Origin of the sequence: Pseudomonas sp. DC1.2 (assembly GCF_034351645.1) — a bacterium.
Classification (GTDB): domain Bacteria; phylum Pseudomonadota; class Gammaproteobacteria; order Pseudomonadales; family Pseudomonadaceae; genus Aquipseudomonas.
Genome location: NZ_CP133782.1, coordinates 4523853 through 4540220, shown reverse-complemented (window position 1 = coordinate 4540220; position 16368 = coordinate 4523853). Strand labels below are relative to the sequence as shown.

Genomic DNA, 16368 nt, shown 5'->3' with positions numbered 1-16368 from the left:
AGTTGCGGGGTGATGGGCGCACGCTGGGTTCGCGGCGAGGTCACTCAACTCGGCGCACCTGTTTATCCCGCCATGACTCGATTCCGGCCTCCTTCCTTGGCTTGATACAACGCTTTGTCCGCCGCAACCAGCAACTGCTCCAGTCCGACCTCCGTAGCAGTGGTCCACGTGCTGATCCCGATACTGACAGTAATCGGTGAATCTGCGCCTGGCGCCAGTGGTAACTGCTCCACCGCCCGACGAACGTGCTCAGCGATCTGCTGCGCGCCCTCGCTGTCGGTTTCGGCAAGGATCACTGAAAACTCCTCGCCGCCGTAACGGGCGACGAGATCGGCCGGGCGTCGGATGCTGCCACTGATGACCTTGGCCACTGCACGCAGGGCATCATCGCCTGCCTGGTGGCCATGGCGATCATTGAATGCCTTGAAGTTATCGGCGTCGATCATCAATACCGACAAGGGTTTGCCAGAGCGTTGTGCGCGAAACCATTCGTGGCGCAGCACTTGATCCAGCGTGCGGCGGTTAGCCAGTCCCGTGAGGGCGTCAGTGGCGGCCAATTGCGCCAGCTCCTGCTCGGCCTTGTGGCGCAGGCGAAGTTCGCGGCTCAACAACCAGGTCAGCCAGAGCAGGCTGATACACAGTGCAATAGAGGCCATGCTGACCACGATCATCGTGCGCTTCCAGCCAGCAAACACGTCATCACTGGACAGCGCAACGATCACAATCAGCGGTAAATTGCCGACCTGAGAAAAGGTATACAGGCGCTGCTTTTGATCAACGCTGGAGACGCCGCTGAAGCTGCCTTCGCCTTCCTTGACGATGCGCAGAAAATTGGGGCGGTTGCTGAAGTCTTTACCGATCAAGTTATCGGCGAGGGGCGGTTCCTGAGCTAGCAGAATCCCGTTGGTACTGATCAGATTGACAGTGCTGCCATTGCCGATACTGAGGCTTTTGAACAGTTTGTCGAAATAGCTCAAGCGCATCGCCGCTTCGGCCACCCCCATGAACTCGCCTTGTGTGCCGCTGATCCGACGACTAAAGCTGATACGCCATTCATGGTCTGCGGTTCTGGCGCGAAACGGACGGCTGATGTGCATGCCTGGGTCGGTATTGTTCAGATGCGACTGGAAATATTCACGGTCGGAAAAGTTGCCCGTCCGGGGCACTACCGACGCCGAGTCGGCGACCACGTCACCTTGCGTGTCGAGCAGCAGAATATCGCCCTTGTAGGGGGCCGCCGTCGCTCGATCAAAATAGGCCAGATGACGGATGGAAGGGGAAACGCTTTTGAGCTCTTCGCGCCAGGACGCTGCGATCAAACCGCGTAGTGACAGGTCATAGAGTTCGATGTTGCGCAGCACGTCTGCATCGATCAATTGCACGATATTCGACGCCTCACGCGTCGCTAAAAGTTGGGCGGTGGCGCGCTCGCGGACCAGCAGAAAAGTGACGATGCTCAAAATAGCGACTACCAACACCGAGCTGCTCAGCAACAGAAGCGACTCCGACCGCGTCGAGCGAATCGGATGGTGAGATTTTACTTTGCTCACACTCATGGTTCTGACTTCTGCAAATTAAGGTGTTGCGAATAGTTCTTTTCAAGAACCGGACAGCGTCCCCACAACGACTGCCTACCCGTGCGCCTGTATAAGTCCCGGGTTAAAAAAAGGCCAGCAAAACATGCTGACCTTTCTGACGACCCAACGTAAAACCATTAAAACCACTACAAAAAAAAGCCGCTGATAGCAGCGGCTTTGAAGACAACTTTTCAAAGGGAAGAGCCGAAGAAAAGTGTCGGGGGAAACAGAGCGATACGGTGGATCAGCTGTCTTTATCAGCCTGTTGCCGGGTTGCGGATGTCGACGCTTGAGGCGGGTGTGCAGCATCCTGGGCTTTGGCGGTCATCTCTTCCTGCGACTGTTCGAAGGCTTGGTGCGTTTGTTCAGTCGGTTCAAAACTGCGGCAAGAACAAGATTCTTTCAACGCCTCAGCTCCTGGTACTGAACCGCGAGAAGGCCAGTATCGTTGTAGGTCAAAACGTGCCGTTTCTGAGCGGTACAACCACCAGCGCAGCCACACCGCTCGATAATCCTTACCAGACGATCACCCGTCAGGACGTAGGTTTAACGCTCGATGGTGATGTCGAGTTGGACATTAAACAGACCGCATCGAGCGTGTCGAATGACCTCACAGCATCGGACTTGATCACTAATACTCGACGCCTGAACACGAAAATAAAGCTGCACGACGGTGACGGTGTTACGTTGATCTGGACGCCCGCCACTGACCCGTCTAGTACCTTAGGTATTCCAGCACTCGAAGCCGCCCCGCAAGCCCCTCAAATCTGAACTTATCCGCCGACCGAACACGCGGACAACATGATCGTCAACCCGATTCATCCGCCTGATTACAAGGATTTCATCCTCGTTTCCCCGGCTAATTCGGACTTAAAACCGCTGTACATCGTGATGAACGTGCGTCTTGATCCGGGCACAGTGACGGGGCGGTGACAGGCCGTTTCGGGTATCTGGTTAGCCGGTGCTGGGGTTGGGCTTGGGCTTGATGCACCGATTCCGACTCGAATTGCTGATCAGCTCAGGGGGAAAAGCTTCAGTAGTTTTGATGCGTTCAGGAAGGCGTTTTGGAAGGCTGTAGCGGCTGCCCCAGAGTTAAGTAGCCAGTTCATTCCCCAAAATATAGACCGTATGCAAGATGGATATGCGCCAAAAGCACGAAAGCCTGACCATGCGGGGAAAAAACGTTCCTTTGAGATACATCATGTGGACTTGGTTTCCGAAGGCGGAGAGGTCTACAACGTAGATAATTTACGGGTCAACACGCCTAAAAACCACATTGAAATTCACCGGTAACAGACTATGAAAAAAGAGTATCTCTGAATATACGGAAGCTGAATTTGTCAGCTTCATGCAGGAAATATTCACTGCAAACAAGGGGTCTCCAGATGAGGTTCTAGACCCTCTACTTGATGAGCTTGAACGCCTCACTGAGCATCCAACAGGCTCTGATCTGATTTATTATCCTGAGGACGGTGCTGATAACTCAGCAGAAGGCATCACCCAAACGGTTAAAGAATGGCGTGCAGCCAATGGTTTGCCGGGTTTCAAAGACGCCTGACTGGCAAGGCTTAGGCCCGATGGCGGTGGGAACCAGAGTCGATTTCAGAAAGGACTGTTGCGAACAAAGCAACAGTTCGGGGCGGTCATTCTCACGCTCGGCGCGGGAACGATTGCAGTGGGTAGCGATCATTCAGGCCGGGAGGTGGATGCCGAAGGTATTCATCCCCTGATCGCTATGCACAAACACATCACCACCGTGCATCAACGCAATGGCCTTGACGATTGCCAGTCCCAACCCGTGGTTATTCCCACTGTTGCTGCGTGACGCATCCACCCGATAAAAGCGCTCGAACAGTCGCGGCAGATGCTCGCTGGCAATCGGCAAGCCGGGGTTGGTCACGCCGATACTCACCTGATGCGCCTCGACCTCGATAAGCACCTCAATCACCTGTCCAGGTTCGGTGTGCTGCACCGCGTTGCTCAGCAGATTGATCAAGGCGCGGCGCAGATGGGCAATTTCGATGCTCACCTGAGCGTCACCGCTGACGTGAACCTGAACCTGGGCGTCTTCAAGGATGAAGTCCAGATACTCCAGGGTCGTGGCGACTTCATCCGCCAGTGAGGTGGAGGTCAGTTTGGTCGCCTTGCTGCCCTGATCGGCGCTGGCCAGGAACAGCATGTCATTGATGATTGAACGCAGCCGCTCCAACTCTTCTAGGTTCGATTGCAGCACCTCGAAATAGTGCTCCGCCGAACGTCCGCGGGTCAGCGCCACTTGGGTCTGGCCAATCAAATTGGTCAGCGGCGAGCGCAACTCATGGGCGACATCGGCGTTGAACGACTCCAGTCGCGAATAAGCCTGTTCAACCCGCTCCAGTGTCGAATTGAACGAACTGACGAATTGATCCAGCTCCGGCGGCAACGGCGACAGCCGTAAACGCCCCGAGCGCAGCGGCGGGGCCAGGCGTTGGGCTTCCTGAGACAACTTGATCAACGGTTTGAGACCTATCCGCGCCACCCAGTAACCTAGGGCCGAGGCCAGCAGAACGCCGACAATCGCCAGGCCGATCAAGGCGATCAGCAAGTGATGTTGGGTCTGTAAAAATGTCTCGGTGTCGATGGCGATCAGGAAGCGCAGCGGCGGTCGCTGATCCTTGGCCGGGAACTGGCTGACCAGCACTTTCAACGGGTAACGCTGCCCCGGCAGTTGCAAGTCGCGCCGACCCAATGGCCCCTCGGCAAAGGCCCGTACCTGTGGGGGCGGGTTGCCGTACTCGTAGGCCGTATCGCCGCTGATAATCCAGAAGCGGATGCGTTTGTCTTCCTCGCCCAGCAGGTTGAGCTTGTTGTTGATCTTCACCCAATGTTCAGGGGTGCCGAAGCGTCCAACCGTGGACTCGAGCACGCTGTAGCGCGCATCCAGCTCGGCCTCGGGCAACAGGCCCAGGCCCTTTTCGACCTGCTGATACAGCGCCCAGCCAATCAACAAAAACACCAACAGCGCCACCAGCGTGAACATCCCGCTCAAGCGCAGTGCAATCGAGTTACTGGACACCGCGACTCTCCAGCACGTAACCCATGCCGCGAATGGTGTGTAGCAGTTTTTCGTCGAACGGTCCGTCGAGTTTTGCCCGCAGGCGTTTGATCGCGACCTCGACAACGTTGGCGTCGCTGTCGAAATTGATGTCCCAGACCATTTCGGCGATAGCCGTTTTCGAGAGGATTTCACCTTGTCGACGGGCCAGCACACTGAGCAGCGAGAACTCTTTGGCGGTCAGGTCCAGACGGGCGCCGGCACGGGTCGCCTTGCGGCTGATCAAATCGATCCACAGGTCAGCGATGCTAACTTGAACCGGCTCATGACCACCGCTGCGCCGGGTCAGTGCTTGCAGGCGCGCCACCAGTTCAAGGAACGAAAACGGTTTGCCAAGGTAATCGTCGGCGCCGTCGCGCAAGCCTTTGATGCGGTCCTCTACCCGTTCCCGCGCGGTGAGCATGATCACCGGCGTTTGTTTGCGCGCACGCAGGGCTCGCAGCACGCCGAAGCCATCCAGGCCCGGCAGCATGACGTCGAGAATGATCACCGCGTAGTCACTTTCCAGCGCCAGGTGCAGGCCTTCGATCCCATCCCGCGCCAGGTCCACGGTGTAACCCTGCTCCGTCAGGCCGCGGTGCAAATAGTCCGCGGTTTTTTCCTCGTCTTCGATAATCAGAACGCGCATGACCCGCCTCAGTCTGTGGTCGCCAGCACCGGTATCGGGGCTGGTTTGGGCCGATGAAATAGCCGCTCAAGCCACAAGTATATGACCGGCGTGGTAAACAGCGTCAGCGCCTGGCTCACCAGCAAGCCGCCGACTACCGCGATCCCCAGCGGCTGGCGCAGTTCGGCGCCAGTGCCGTAGCCGAGCATCAGCGGCAACGCGCCGAGCAGCGCGGCGAGGGTGGTCATGATGATCGGCCGGAACCGCGTAATACAGGCTTGATAGATCGCTTCTTCCGGAGGCAAGCCACCCTTGCGCTGGGCTTCGAGGGCAAAGTCGATCATCAGAATGCCGTTTTTCTTGACGATCCCGATCAGCAGCACGAGCCCGATCAGCGCCATGATTGAAAAGTCCTGGCCGCAGATCCACAGCATGATCACCGCCCCGAGCCCCGCCGACGGCAGGGTCGAGATGATGGTCAGTGGATGGACGAAGCTCTCGTACAACACGCCGAGAATGATGTACACCGCCACCAGCGCTGCCAGGATCAGCCACGGCTGGCTGGCCAGGGAACTCTGAAACGCCTGAGCCGCGCCCTGGAAGTTGCCGCTGATGGCCGCCGGCATGCCGATCTCGACCTTGGCCTGGTTCAGCATGATCACCGCGTCGCCCAGTGCCACGCCGGGGGCGAGGTTGAACGACAGGTTGGCGGCCGGGAACATCCCGTCATGGGCGATGGACAGTGGACCAATGGTCGGCGCATCGAATTTCGCCAGGGCCGACAGCGGCACCATCTCACCGCTGAGCGGTGAGCGCAGGTAGAAGTAGTTGAGGCTTTCGGCTTTGCCGCGCTGCTGGGTGTCCAGTTCCAGAATCACGTTGTATTGGTTGATCTGGGTCTGAAACTCGTTGATTTGTCGTTGGCCAAAAGCGTCGTACAGCGCTTCATCGACATCGCTGGCGGACAGGCCGAACCGCGCGGCAGCGCTGCGATCAATGTTGATATGAGTGATGCTGCCACCCAGTTGCAAGTCGTTTGATATATCGCGGAATGCCGGGTTGGTTCGCAGTTTTTCCGTCAGGCGCTGGGTCCAGGTGCTGAGCGTCGCGCCGTCATTGCTCTTGAGCACGTATTGGTATTGGGCGCGGCTCGGGCCGGAGCTGAGGTTGATGTCTTGGCCTGCGCGTAAATAGAGCACGATGCCGGGGACTTTCATCAGTTGCGGGCGAATCCGGTCGATGAACTGGCTGGCCGATACATCACGGTCGCCGCGCTTTTTCAGGGCAATCCAGAAACGGCCGTTAGCGATGGTCTGGTTGCTGCCTGAGACGCCGACGGAGTGCGAAAACGCCTCAACGGCCGGGTCGGCCGCGACGATTTCGGCCATCGCCAAGTGTTTTTTCACCATGTCGCCGTATGAAATATCAGCGGCGGCTTCGGTGGTGCCCAGCACGAAGCCGGTGTCCTGAATCGGAAAGAAGCCCTTGGGGATAAAAATGTAACCGGCGATGGCCAGCCCCAGCGACAGGCCAAACACCCCGATCATCAATTTCTGATGGGCGAGGGCGCGGCGCAGGCCTTTTTCGTACCAGGTCAGCAGGCGCTCGCCGAAGCCCGGTTTGCTGTGGGCGTGGTGTACGGGCGCACGCATGAACAGCGCGGCCAGGGTCGGTGCCAACGTCAGCGAAACCACCACCGAAATGAGGATGGTCGAGGTCGCGGTCAGGGCGAACTCCTTGAACAACCGCCCGACCACGCCGCCCATGAACAGCAGCGGGATAAACGCAGCGACCAGCGAGAAACTGATCGAGACCACGGTAAAACCAATTTCGCCGGCACCCTTGATCGCCGCTTCGCGCATGCCTTCGCCAGCTTCCAGGTGGCGGTGAATGTTTTCTACCACCACAATTGCATCGTCCACCACAAACCCCACGGCCACCACGATCGCTACCAGGGTCAGGTTGTTCAGGCTGAACCCCATGATGTACATCAGGGCGAAACTGGCGACCAGCGAAACGCCGAGTACCGCGGACACAATCATCGTTGCCGATAACTGGCGCAAGAACAGCGCCATCACCGCCACCACTAGCATGATCGCGATGAGCAAGGTTATTTCCACTTCATGCAGCGAGGCACGGATGGTCTGGGTGCGGTCGATCAACACCTTGACCTGCACCGAGGCCGGCAACATGGCTTCCAGTCGCGGCAGGGCGGCCTGAATACGGTCTACGGTCTCGACGATGTTCGCGCCGGGTTGCCGGGAGATCACCAGGTTCACACCGGGTTGATCGCCGGCCCAGGCCTGAACGTAGGCATCTTCCGAACCGTTGACAACGTTGGCCACATCCTTGAGGTGGACCGGTGCCCCGTCCTTGTAGGAAACAATCAGCTGACTGTATTCCTCGGGGTGAAACAACTGGTCGTTGGTGGACAGGGTCGAAATACTCGACTCACCGTACAGCGCGCCTTTGGCCAGGTTGAGGCTGGTCTGCTGGATCGCCAGACGAATGTCCGCCAGCGTCAGGCCGATGGCCGCGAGTTTGTCAGCCGACACCTGCACCCGGATCGCCGGACGTTGCTGGCCGGTGATGTTGATTTGGCCTACGCCGTCGATTTGACTGATCTGGCGCGAAAGCAGGGTTTCCACCAAGTCACTGAGTTCAGTGCCGGGCATCTGGGTCGAGCTGACGCTGAGGATCAGCACCGGGCTGTCGGCCGGGTTGACCTTCTTCCAAGTCGGTAGCGTCGGCATGTCCTTGGGTAATTTGCCGGCGGCGGTATTGATCGCGGCCTGCACTTCCTGGGCCGCGGTGTCGATGCTTTTGTCGAGAGTGAATTGCAGGGTCAGCAGGCTGGAGCCCAAGGCACTGCTCGAGGTCATTTGGGTCATGCCGGGGATGGCACTGAATTGCACTTCCAGCGGCGTGGCCACCGACGAGGCCATGGTGTCGGGGCTGGCGCCGGGTAATTGCGCGGACACCTGAATGGTCGGGAATTCCGCTTCCGGTAAGGGCGCAATCGGCAGGCGCGGGAAGGCAATCACCCCTAGCAACACCAGCGCAAACGTCAGCAGAATTGTCGCCACCGGGTGGTCGATGCACCATGCGGAGACGGAGCCGTGGCCCTTCATTGCGGCGACTCCGATTGCACCACCGGCGGCGGATCCGTCAGCACCTGCACGGTTGAACCGGGCTTGAGTCGCGACTGACCGTCGCTGACGAGCACGTCGCCGGGGTTAACGCCTTTGATAATGTCCTGACTGCTGCCTTGATAGACCATTTGCACGGACACGGTTTCGACTTTGTCACCGTTGACCCGATACACGAAATGTTGGTCGAGGCCGCGTTGTACGACAGTAGGCGGCACTACCAGTGCATCCTTATCCAGCGCTGTCTGAATTTTTACCGTGACCAGCAGGCCGGGCCAGAGCTTCTGTCCGGAGTTATTGAATTCAGCCTTGGCGCGAATGGTCCCGGTGTTGGCGCTGATCTGGTTATCGATCAGTGTCAGATGGCCTTCGCCGAGCAGGTTGCCGGTTTCGCCCTCGGTGTCGGCGCCGATGTAGGCCTTGACCTGGGCGTGTTGGGGATCATTTATCAGGCCTTGCAGGGTCGGGAGCATTTGCTGCGGCAAGGCGAATGCCACGGCAATCGGATCAATCTGGGTCACCGTGAACAGGCCTTGCGTGTCCGTCATGCGCAGGAAGTTGCCCTCATCCACCGTGCGAATGCCGACGCGACCGGTAACCGGAGAGTGGATCTGCGTGTATGAAAGTTGCACCAGGGCAGAGTCGATGGCGGCCTGATTTCCCTGTGCGGTGGCCTTGAGCTGGTTGACCAGCGCTTGTTGCTGGTCGTAAGTCTGCTTGGACACGCCGTCATCGACACTCAATAACTTGTAGCGCTTGAGGTTGACCTCCGCGACTTGCAGTTGTGCCTGGCTTTGGCCCAGCTGGGCACGGGCCTGATCGAGGTTGGCGCGAATCGAGCGATCGTCGATGGTGGCGAGCAGGTCGCCGGTTTTGACGAGTTGCCCTTCCTTGACCAGTATTTTGGTGAGGATGCCGTCGATCTGCGCACGCACCACGACGCTGTGCAGGGAGATCACCGAGCCGATACCGCTGACGTAGCGTGGCACGTCTTTTTGGGTGACGCTGACCACGCGCACGGGGATGGCGGTGGGGGTGGCAAGTTTGGTGGTGGCGGGTTTGGTGGCGTACCACAGGCTCAGCGCGGCCAGAATAATCAGGGCGGCGGCGATCAAGGCATTTTTTTTATGAGTTCGCATGCGGGTGGGACGCCGGGCTGGGTGGTTGGGAGTGGTATCGGCTATATACCTTTCTTATAGTCTTGCTACACGGTCAGGACGGTGACGGCTAGCTGACGGCGCTGTCAGTTTGGGCTTTTGGTTTTGGTCTTGGCGGCCTCTGGGCCGACCTGGTTTTGGGGGGGCGGGGGATATCCGTTGCTCTGGTCAGGCGCTTTTTCCCGCTAAGCTGTTAAAGATCTGTTCCGGCGGGCGGATACAGAAGTTGTGGGGTTCAGTCGTAACGCGTCCCGCTCGTGGCTCAGGCGAATCCTGGGTTGTTATGCCGGGAGTGTCTTTGAAATGAATCTTAAAGTCGTCGTTTCAAGTGTGCTGTTGCTGATGCCGCTGGGCGTCTCTGCCGCGCCACAGGTGTCTTCGGGGCAGATTGATTTTGTCGGGCAAATCGTCGATTCGGGCTGCCAGGTGGGGCGTGCTGGGGCGCAAAGCTTTACCCAGTCCCAGCGTGTACAAGTGCAGCCTGGGTTGAGCCTGGATGTCGACACGTACCGTAACGCTTGTGGTCATGGCACGATTCCTTTTTCGACAGCGTTTGAACCCTTGAAGGCGTCCAGCAATGGCAGCGTTTCTGGGCCTGAATCGGGGATCATCACCGTTACCTACCGGTAAGGGCAAGCAACGGCCGTCGTTGGAAATTCTTTCACGGCCGACGAAGGTGCGCGTGCGTGTGTCGGCCGGGCAGGTATACTGCCGCCTTTCGCGGCTCGCTGATCGGGCCCGACTCTTTGTGCATCACCCGGAGCTTTCATGACTTCCCCGACACAACCGCCGGTCGCCGACGCTTTGCGCGACGACCAGGCAGACCTGCCAGACAGCGTCGACTCCAGCGCAGACAGCGAAACCAAAGCCGACATCCCAGCGTTCAAGTTTCCGTTCAAACCGGGCGATTTGGCTGCGGCCAAGAGTGCGAGTCAGCCGTGGTACAAGAACGGCGCCAAGAACGGTCACACCAAGACGCCTGGCGTCGCACCACCGGGTACTCGTCGTTCGATGGGTAAACGCTGACAGTCAGTTTGATTGGCTGGTCATTGCCCCCCCCTTAAAGAGACAGTTCCCACAAGGATGCGCGAATCGTCCTATGGGAAAGTCGGTGGTCCTTCGTCGAAGATTCATGCTCGTGAACTCTTGAAGAAGGCCATCGAAATGCCCCTGGTAAAAATCCCCGCACTGTTTTTTCTGATGTCACTGACCACAGGTTGCGTGTCGTCAGCCGTCGACCCGCAGATCCGTTTTGGCGTCGAAGCTCTGGTCCCGCCGTTCGAGAGCCGTGACGACAAGGGTGAACTGGTGGGGCTGAACATCGAGTTGGGCAATGCGTTGTGTGCCGAGCTCAACGCACGGTGTGTCTGGGTTGACCAAGACTACGCGACCAATATCGAAGCCCTTGAAGCCGGGCGATTCGATGCGATCATGCCGATGACTCCGACGCCGGCACGTCGCGAGCGTATCGATTTCACCGAGAACCTTTATCCGCTTAGCAGCCGCTTGGTGGCGCGCGAGGATGCGGGTTTGCAACCGACCGCTTTGTCGCTTAAGGGCAAGCGGGTTGGCGTACTCGCGGGCACCAGTCGTGAAGCGTTCGCCAAGGCGCGCTGGGCTCCGGAAGGTGTGGTGGTGCGCAGTTTCAATTTCAACGATCAACTGATTGCCAGCCTGGCGGCGGGTGAAATCGATGCCACCCTGCAAGACACCATTGAAATTACCCATGCGCTGCTCAACCATCCCTATGGACGCGATTTTTCGTTTGCCGGGCCGGCCCTCAACGATCCGATGCTGGGGAGTGGCGTTGCGATGGCGCTGCGTAAAACCGACACCGTGTTACGCGATAACCTGAACGCTGCACTTGAGCGTCTCAAGCAAAACGGCCAGTACCAAACGATTACCCAGCGCTACCTGCCGCCAGCCGTCGCTGATGTTCCACGCTATTTTCCCAACGACGAAGGCCTGCCATTTTCTGATGCCGTTCAGGTTGGGGAGACTGTTTATCTGTCAGGCGTAGTGGGTCTCGGCACTGATGGCAAATTGGTCAAGGGCGGTATTGTCCCGCAGATGACCCAGACCATGCATAACTTGCGCGCGGCATTGATAAGCGGCGGTTCGTCCCTGGATCACGTGGCCAAATGCACGGTCATCCTCGCTGATATCAAGGATTTCGGTGCGATGAATGAGGTCTACAAGCGCTCTTTCCCGGCGGATCGTTTGCCGGCGCGCACGACGTTTGCCGCCAGCAAGCTAGTATTGAATGCACGAGTCGAAGTTGAATGCCTGGCGGTTACCGCTCGCTGACAGGTTTACGGCTGATCCTCACCTGCCCGAGGTGTGTTCGCGGCAGGGTGAGGACTAAATACCGAGGTCTTTGTTTCTGGAGGTTCAGCGCGGACGCTCTGCGCGCGCATCGTGGATGATCAAGCCGCCCGCAAAGAAATAAACGCATAATTCAGCGGGGCATCCGTCGCCACCTGAGCCCCGCCTGCCAGCACTTGCCCGGCAATATCTTCGCCCGAGACATGGAACAACCATTCACTGGTAGCCGCTGACGATGGTTGTGCCATGACGTTATCGACGACCGCTGCGAAGGCGGCCATGTCCGGCAGGTAAGCGGTAAATCCATCCCCCTTGAGCGCTGTGGTCCGAATCCCCAGTTGCGAACAAATGACGTCCTTGACTTGCACGTCATCGCGATCGGCCTGACGCGAGCGTTGAATCAATTCCGCCAGTGCCTGATCCACCAACTGGCCACCGATAATCAAGTCAGGCCCCTTTTCCCACGACTCGGGTGGACACTCCTTCACCTGCGGATTCAAGGGAATGTGTGGATTGATTTCCATAGGGTAGATGCGGCACACCAGCGGCCGGCGATCGTAGATGCGGCAAAGGTTGTCGTCGTCAAGATTCCGGCAGGGGCCGACGTTGTACGCGGCGAATGTGATCGCTACGTAGGCGTCGGCCGCGCCGCTGTTGACCCTCACCGAGCGGCGTTCGGCGTGCTCGCGCTGTTGCATCGGCAGGCCCAGGCCGTTGCCCAGGAATCCCTCGACCAGCACGATCACCTGACCACCATCCGCCGCCCACATCCTGGCTTCGCTCAGGGTCAGGGGCACATGGTGGTCTGTGCAGCATTTGCCACAACCTACGCAGGAAAATGTCGTGTTCATTGATCGATCAGTCGCATGTCAGGTCGTTAAACGGCGACAGAAAGCCACCGCGTAGAGGTGGGATGAAGCAAGTTATGCGCCAGTCATTGCGACGTTGCTGTCGGGCGGACGCTGTCCCATTCAGTCACATAGGCGGTTTTGGTCTTTTTGTTGTAGAGGCACAGTTCGGTGCCTTGCTGGCCCTTCAGATGTTTTTGCGGGTATTGGCCTTGAAGTAGGAGGGCGGTATAGCCGATCTGGTCGTCGAATTGCGCCGCACTGCCGACTGGCTGGGCGTTTTTCAGGGCGCTGGCCTGGGTGCAACTGGCGAGTACAGTGCTGTCGTAGGCGGCCCACGCTTCTGGGCTGGACGCTTGGGCTTGAGGGGCGAGGGCGCTGAGGCAGAGGACGGTCAGGGTGATGGCTTTCATGGGGTAGGCATCCTTGGGTGGGTGAGGGTCAAGGTTGGAGTATGCCTGAGGGTGAGCGCTCGCTTGCTCCGGGCCGCCATACGACGATGGCGGTCTCAGGCCGGTACGGGTTCCCGGCGAACCACGCGCATTCCGACATTTTCATACAGGCGTTGTGCCCGTTGGTTGTGCTCCAGCACTTTCAAGTCCACCCAGCCTTCCCGGCGTTGTTCAAATACCTTGAACGCCTGCAGCAGCAATGCGCGGCCCAGCCCTATGCGCTGCGCCCGAGGATGCACCACCAGGTTTTTGATGTAGGCGCTGGTCCAGCACTGACACACCCCGGCAATGCCTTCGGCGTCCTGGGCGATGAAGCACAGGTCCGGGTCGTATTCGGGGTCGGTTTCAAAACGCCGTTGCCAGACGTCCAGCGTCGGTACGCGACCGCCACCTTCTTGGTAGCCCTGGGTCATCAACCGATGCACGGCGTCGGCGAGTTCGGGGCGATACGTGGTTAACGCTATCCCGCTCGGCCACGTGACAGCCGGCAGTGCGTCGACGAGGTTGCGCCGCATCAGAAAGCAGAAATCCTCGGCCAACTCAGTGTCCTTGCTCGGCAACTGCCTTGGCGGCTTCGATCAGACACTTGGTCAGTTCCGGCGACGAGAACTTGGTCAGGACGGCGTTGGCCCCGGCCAGACGTGCCTTTTCGCTGTTCATGGCGCTGTCCAGAGACGTGTGCAACAACACGTAAAGGTGGGCAAAGTCAGGCGTTTCGCGCAGCGTGCGAGTGAAGGCGTAGCCGTCCATTTCCGACATTTCGATGTCTGAGACGATCAGGTTGATTTGCTGCACAGTGCCTTGCAGGTCCAGCAAGCAGTCGATGGCTTCCTTGGCGCTGCGAGCGGTGTGGCACTGCAAGCCGAGGTTGCGCAAGGTGTGTACGGATTGCTGGAGCGCGGTTTGGCTGTCATCGACCACCAGGATTCGCGCATTGCCCAGCACTTCAGCGTCTTCCATGCTCAGTTCGGTCGGCGCCATGACGATCTGCGCCGGTGCGATGCCGTGGATGACCTTTTCGATATCCAGTACTTGCACCAAGGCCCCGTCCACCGAGGTCACGCCTGTGATGTATGAGCGCACGCCGCCGGAGCCGAAGGGCGGCGGACGGATGTCGGTGGTCAGGCAGTGAATGATCTTGCTCACCGCCTGCACGTGCAGGCCCTGCTTGGAGCGGCTGACGTCGGTGACGATCAGGCAGCCGCCGTTGGGGTCTTCCAGTGGTCGTTCGCCGATCGCGCGGCTCAAGTCGATGACCGACAATGAGGTGCCGCGCAACGTGGCGATGCCTTTGACGTGCGGGTGTGACTCGGGCAGCTTGGTCAGCGGCGGGCAGGGAATGATTTCACTGACTTTGAGCAGGTTGATCGCCATCAGCTTGCCGCTGCGCAAGGTAAACAGCAGAAGCGACAGTGAATCTGCGCGGGCTTTGTTGGAAGACATAAAAACCTTCTATGGAAAAAGGTGATGGGCGAGGAATAACATCGCCAAAATCTATCGATGCCGGGTTATCGACTTCTTGGGGGCAGGCTTTAGAAATTCGGGTGAACGGTAGGACGTCATCCTGAGCAGGCTCGCGTTGGGGCCGTCACTTCATCCCCAAACGCTTGGCCATCCGCCCGAGATTCGCCCGATCCAAGCCTAGCTCACGCGCCGCGCTGGCCCAATTATTGTGGTGGCGCTCCAGGCAGGCGCTGATCAGTTGACGCTGATAATCCTCGGTCGCGGCCCGCAAGTCACCCGCCAGTAACGCGACAGGGTTGACGGTGGGCTGCTCAGCGGGGTGTTCAGCGCGCTCTTGAGGTAAATCCAGATCCGCCGCACTCAAACCAAGCATTTTCGGCCGTGGTTTGCAGTTGCCCAATGCCTTTAAGGCGCTGCGACCTATCAAGTGTTCCAGCTCCCTTACGTTCCCTGGCCAGTCATACGCGAGCAATGCAGCCTGGGCGTCGCTGTTCAGTCGCAGACTGTTGAGGCCCAGGCGCGAGCGGTTCTGTTCCAGGAAGTAACCGCTGATCAGCAGCACATCCCGCCCGCGATCGCGCAGCGCCGGCACCCGCAGTGGGTAAACGCTCAGGCGGTGGTAGAAGTCGGCACGGTAGCGACCGCTACGCACTTCTTCGGCGAGGTCGCGGTTGGTTGCGGCGATCAGCCTCACGTCCACGTGATGCTCTTTATCTGAACCCAATCGTTGCAGCTGACCGCTTTGCAGTACGCGCAGCAACTTGGCCTGCACCTTCAGTGACAGTTCACCGACTTCATCGAGAAACAACGTGCCCCCGTTGGCCAGTTCGAATTTGCCCCGGCGGTCGCTCGTCGCCCCTGTAAACGCGCCGCGCACATGGCCAAACAACTCGCTTTCCACCAGGGCGTCGGGAAGGGCGGCGCAGTTGAGGCTGATGACCGGTTTGTCAGCCCTGGGCGACGCTGCGTGGATCGCTTGGGCCACCAGTTCCTTGCCGACGCCGGTTTCGCCGGTGATCAGCACGGTCAAATCGCTGCCGCCCACCAAGTTGATTTCCTCCACCAGGCGTTTGTGGGCTTTGCTCTGGCCGATCATCTCGTGGCGTTGCTGGCCACTGGCCTGACGGTAGACCTCGGCGCGTTGATGTTCGTCTTCGGCGCGATTGGCCAGCCGTTCGATGCGCTCGGCGGCGTTGACGGTGGCGGCAGCGAGGCTGGCGAAGGCTTGCAAGGCCTCCAGCTCGATTGGTTCGAAGCGCTCCGGGTCCAACGCATCGAGTGTCAACAGGCCCCACGGACGTTCGTCGATAAACAGTGGGCAGCCTATGCAGTCATGGACTTCCAGATGTTCGGCGCGCCCTTCGACCAAGCCATCATAGGGGTCTGGCAACTCACTGTCGGCGGCGAAGCGTTTGGGTCCGGGGCTGGACAGCAACGCTTCGAAACGTGGATGTTCGCTGACTTTGAAGCGTCGGCCGAGGGTGTCGGTGCTCAAGCCGTCCACGGCCAGTGGCACCAACCACTCGCCGTCCAGGCGCAGCAGGGCGGCGGCATCGCAGGGGAGCAGGGTGCGCATCGCGTGGAGCAGGCGTCGGTAGCGCTCACCTTCGGGCAGTTCGCGCGACAGGTCACTGACCAGAGGCAGAAGCGCTGTCAGCAAGGGTTTTGCAGTCATAGTGACTCCATGTAGTCGGC

Annotated in this window: 14 protein-coding genes and 1 pseudogene; 5 read left to right on the top strand and 10 right to left on the bottom strand. The window is 59.0% G+C overall.

The annotated features are described in order from the left end of the window. Positions 1-62 precede the first annotated feature (62 nt). Positions 63-1556 carry a sensor domain-containing diguanylate cyclase gene (locus RHM68_RS20470; protein ID WP_322218496.1) on the bottom strand — a complete coding sequence of 498 codons (1494 nt, stop codon included), beginning with the start codon at positions 1554-1556 and terminating at the stop codon, positions 63-65. Between the two features lie 372 nt (positions 1557-1928). Here RHM68_RS20470 and RHM68_RS20465 point away from each other — a divergent pair. Together RHM68_RS20465 and RHM68_RS20460 are read left to right on the top strand one after the other, a co-directional pair. Continuing rightward, positions 1929-2870, top strand: a pseudogene (locus tag RHM68_RS20465) (S-type pyocin domain-containing protein); the annotation flags it as partial. 19 nt (positions 2871-2889) lie between these two features. Beyond that, the gene (locus RHM68_RS20460; RefSeq protein WP_322223883.1) at positions 2890-3135 is read left to right on the top strand and encodes a bacteriocin immunity protein; all 246 of its coding nucleotides are present in this window, start codon (positions 2890-2892) and stop codon (positions 3133-3135) included. A 132-nt stretch (positions 3136-3267) separates the two neighbouring features. Here the strand turns inward: RHM68_RS20460 and RHM68_RS20455 are convergent, their stop codons facing one another. From RHM68_RS20455 to RHM68_RS20440, 4 genes are read right to left on the bottom strand one after another with little or no spacing between them, the layout of a single operon-like run. Beyond that, the gene (locus tag RHM68_RS20455; RefSeq protein WP_322218493.1) at positions 3268-4632 is read right to left on the bottom strand and encodes a heavy metal sensor histidine kinase; all 1365 of its coding nucleotides are present in this window, start codon (positions 4630-4632) and stop codon (positions 3268-3270) included. Next, positions 4622-5299, bottom strand: coding sequence for a heavy metal response regulator transcription factor (locus RHM68_RS20450; protein WP_322218491.1), 678 nt, complete (start codon positions 5297-5299; stop codon positions 4622-4624). Before RHM68_RS20450 ends, RHM68_RS20455 begins: the two co-directional genes overlap by 11 nt. 8 nt (positions 5300-5307) lie before the next feature. After that, entirely contained in the window at positions 5308-8409 is a 3102-nt protein-coding gene (locus RHM68_RS20445; RefSeq protein ID WP_322218488.1) for a multidrug efflux RND transporter permease subunit, read from the bottom strand. Next, positions 8406-9566: an efflux RND transporter periplasmic adaptor subunit gene (locus tag RHM68_RS20440; protein ID WP_322218485.1), complete on the bottom strand. Its 1161-nt coding sequence runs from the start codon at positions 9564-9566 to the stop codon at positions 8406-8408. The genes RHM68_RS20445 and RHM68_RS20440 overlap by 4 nt, the downstream gene beginning before the upstream one ends. A 321-nt stretch (positions 9567-9887) precedes the next feature. Between RHM68_RS20440 and RHM68_RS20435 the strand changes: the two genes are divergently transcribed. From RHM68_RS20435 to RHM68_RS20425, 3 genes are all read left to right on the top strand, one after another. Next, positions 9888-10214 (top strand): type 1 fimbrial protein, encoded by a 327-nt coding sequence (locus RHM68_RS20435; protein WP_322218483.1) that lies wholly within the window; start codon positions 9888-9890, stop codon positions 10212-10214. Between the two features lie 138 nt (positions 10215-10352). Beyond that, complete coding sequence (locus tag RHM68_RS20430; protein ID WP_322218481.1) at positions 10353-10610, top strand: hypothetical protein; 258 nt, start codon at positions 10353-10355, stop codon at positions 10608-10610. Between the two features lie 138 nt (positions 10611-10748). Beyond that, positions 10749-11891, top strand: coding sequence for a transporter substrate-binding domain-containing protein (locus tag RHM68_RS20425; protein ID WP_322223881.1), 1143 nt, complete (start codon positions 10749-10751; stop codon positions 11889-11891). 119 nt (positions 11892-12010) lie between these two features. Here RHM68_RS20425 and RHM68_RS20420 read toward each other — a convergent pair whose 3' ends face one another. The 5 genes from RHM68_RS20420 to norR all read right to left on the bottom strand — a co-directional run bounded on the left by RHM68_RS20420 (position 12011) and on the right by norR (position 16348). Further along, a complete protein-coding gene (locus RHM68_RS20420; protein ID WP_322218478.1) occupies positions 12011-12760 on the bottom strand; it encodes a YkgJ family cysteine cluster protein in 750 nt (249 codons plus the stop codon). Between the two features lie 83 nt (positions 12761-12843). Then, entirely contained in the window at positions 12844-13170 is a 327-nt protein-coding gene (locus RHM68_RS20415) for a hypothetical protein (RefSeq protein ID WP_322218475.1), read from the bottom strand. Between the two features lie 95 nt (positions 13171-13265). Next, positions 13266-13724, bottom strand: coding sequence for an N-acetyltransferase (locus RHM68_RS20410; protein ID WP_322218472.1), 459 nt, complete (start codon positions 13722-13724; stop codon positions 13266-13268). A 25-nt stretch (positions 13725-13749) separates the two neighbouring features. Then, positions 13750-14652, bottom strand: coding sequence for a chemotaxis protein (locus RHM68_RS20405; RefSeq protein ID WP_322218469.1), 903 nt, complete (start codon positions 14650-14652; stop codon positions 13750-13752). Positions 14653-14797: 145 nt separating this feature from the next. Further along, on the bottom strand, positions 14798-16348 hold the full coding sequence (gene norR, locus RHM68_RS20400; protein ID WP_322218466.1) for a nitric oxide reductase transcriptional regulator NorR: 1551 nt from the start codon (positions 16346-16348) through the stop codon (positions 14798-14800). Between the last annotated feature and the right edge of the window lie 20 nt (positions 16349-16368).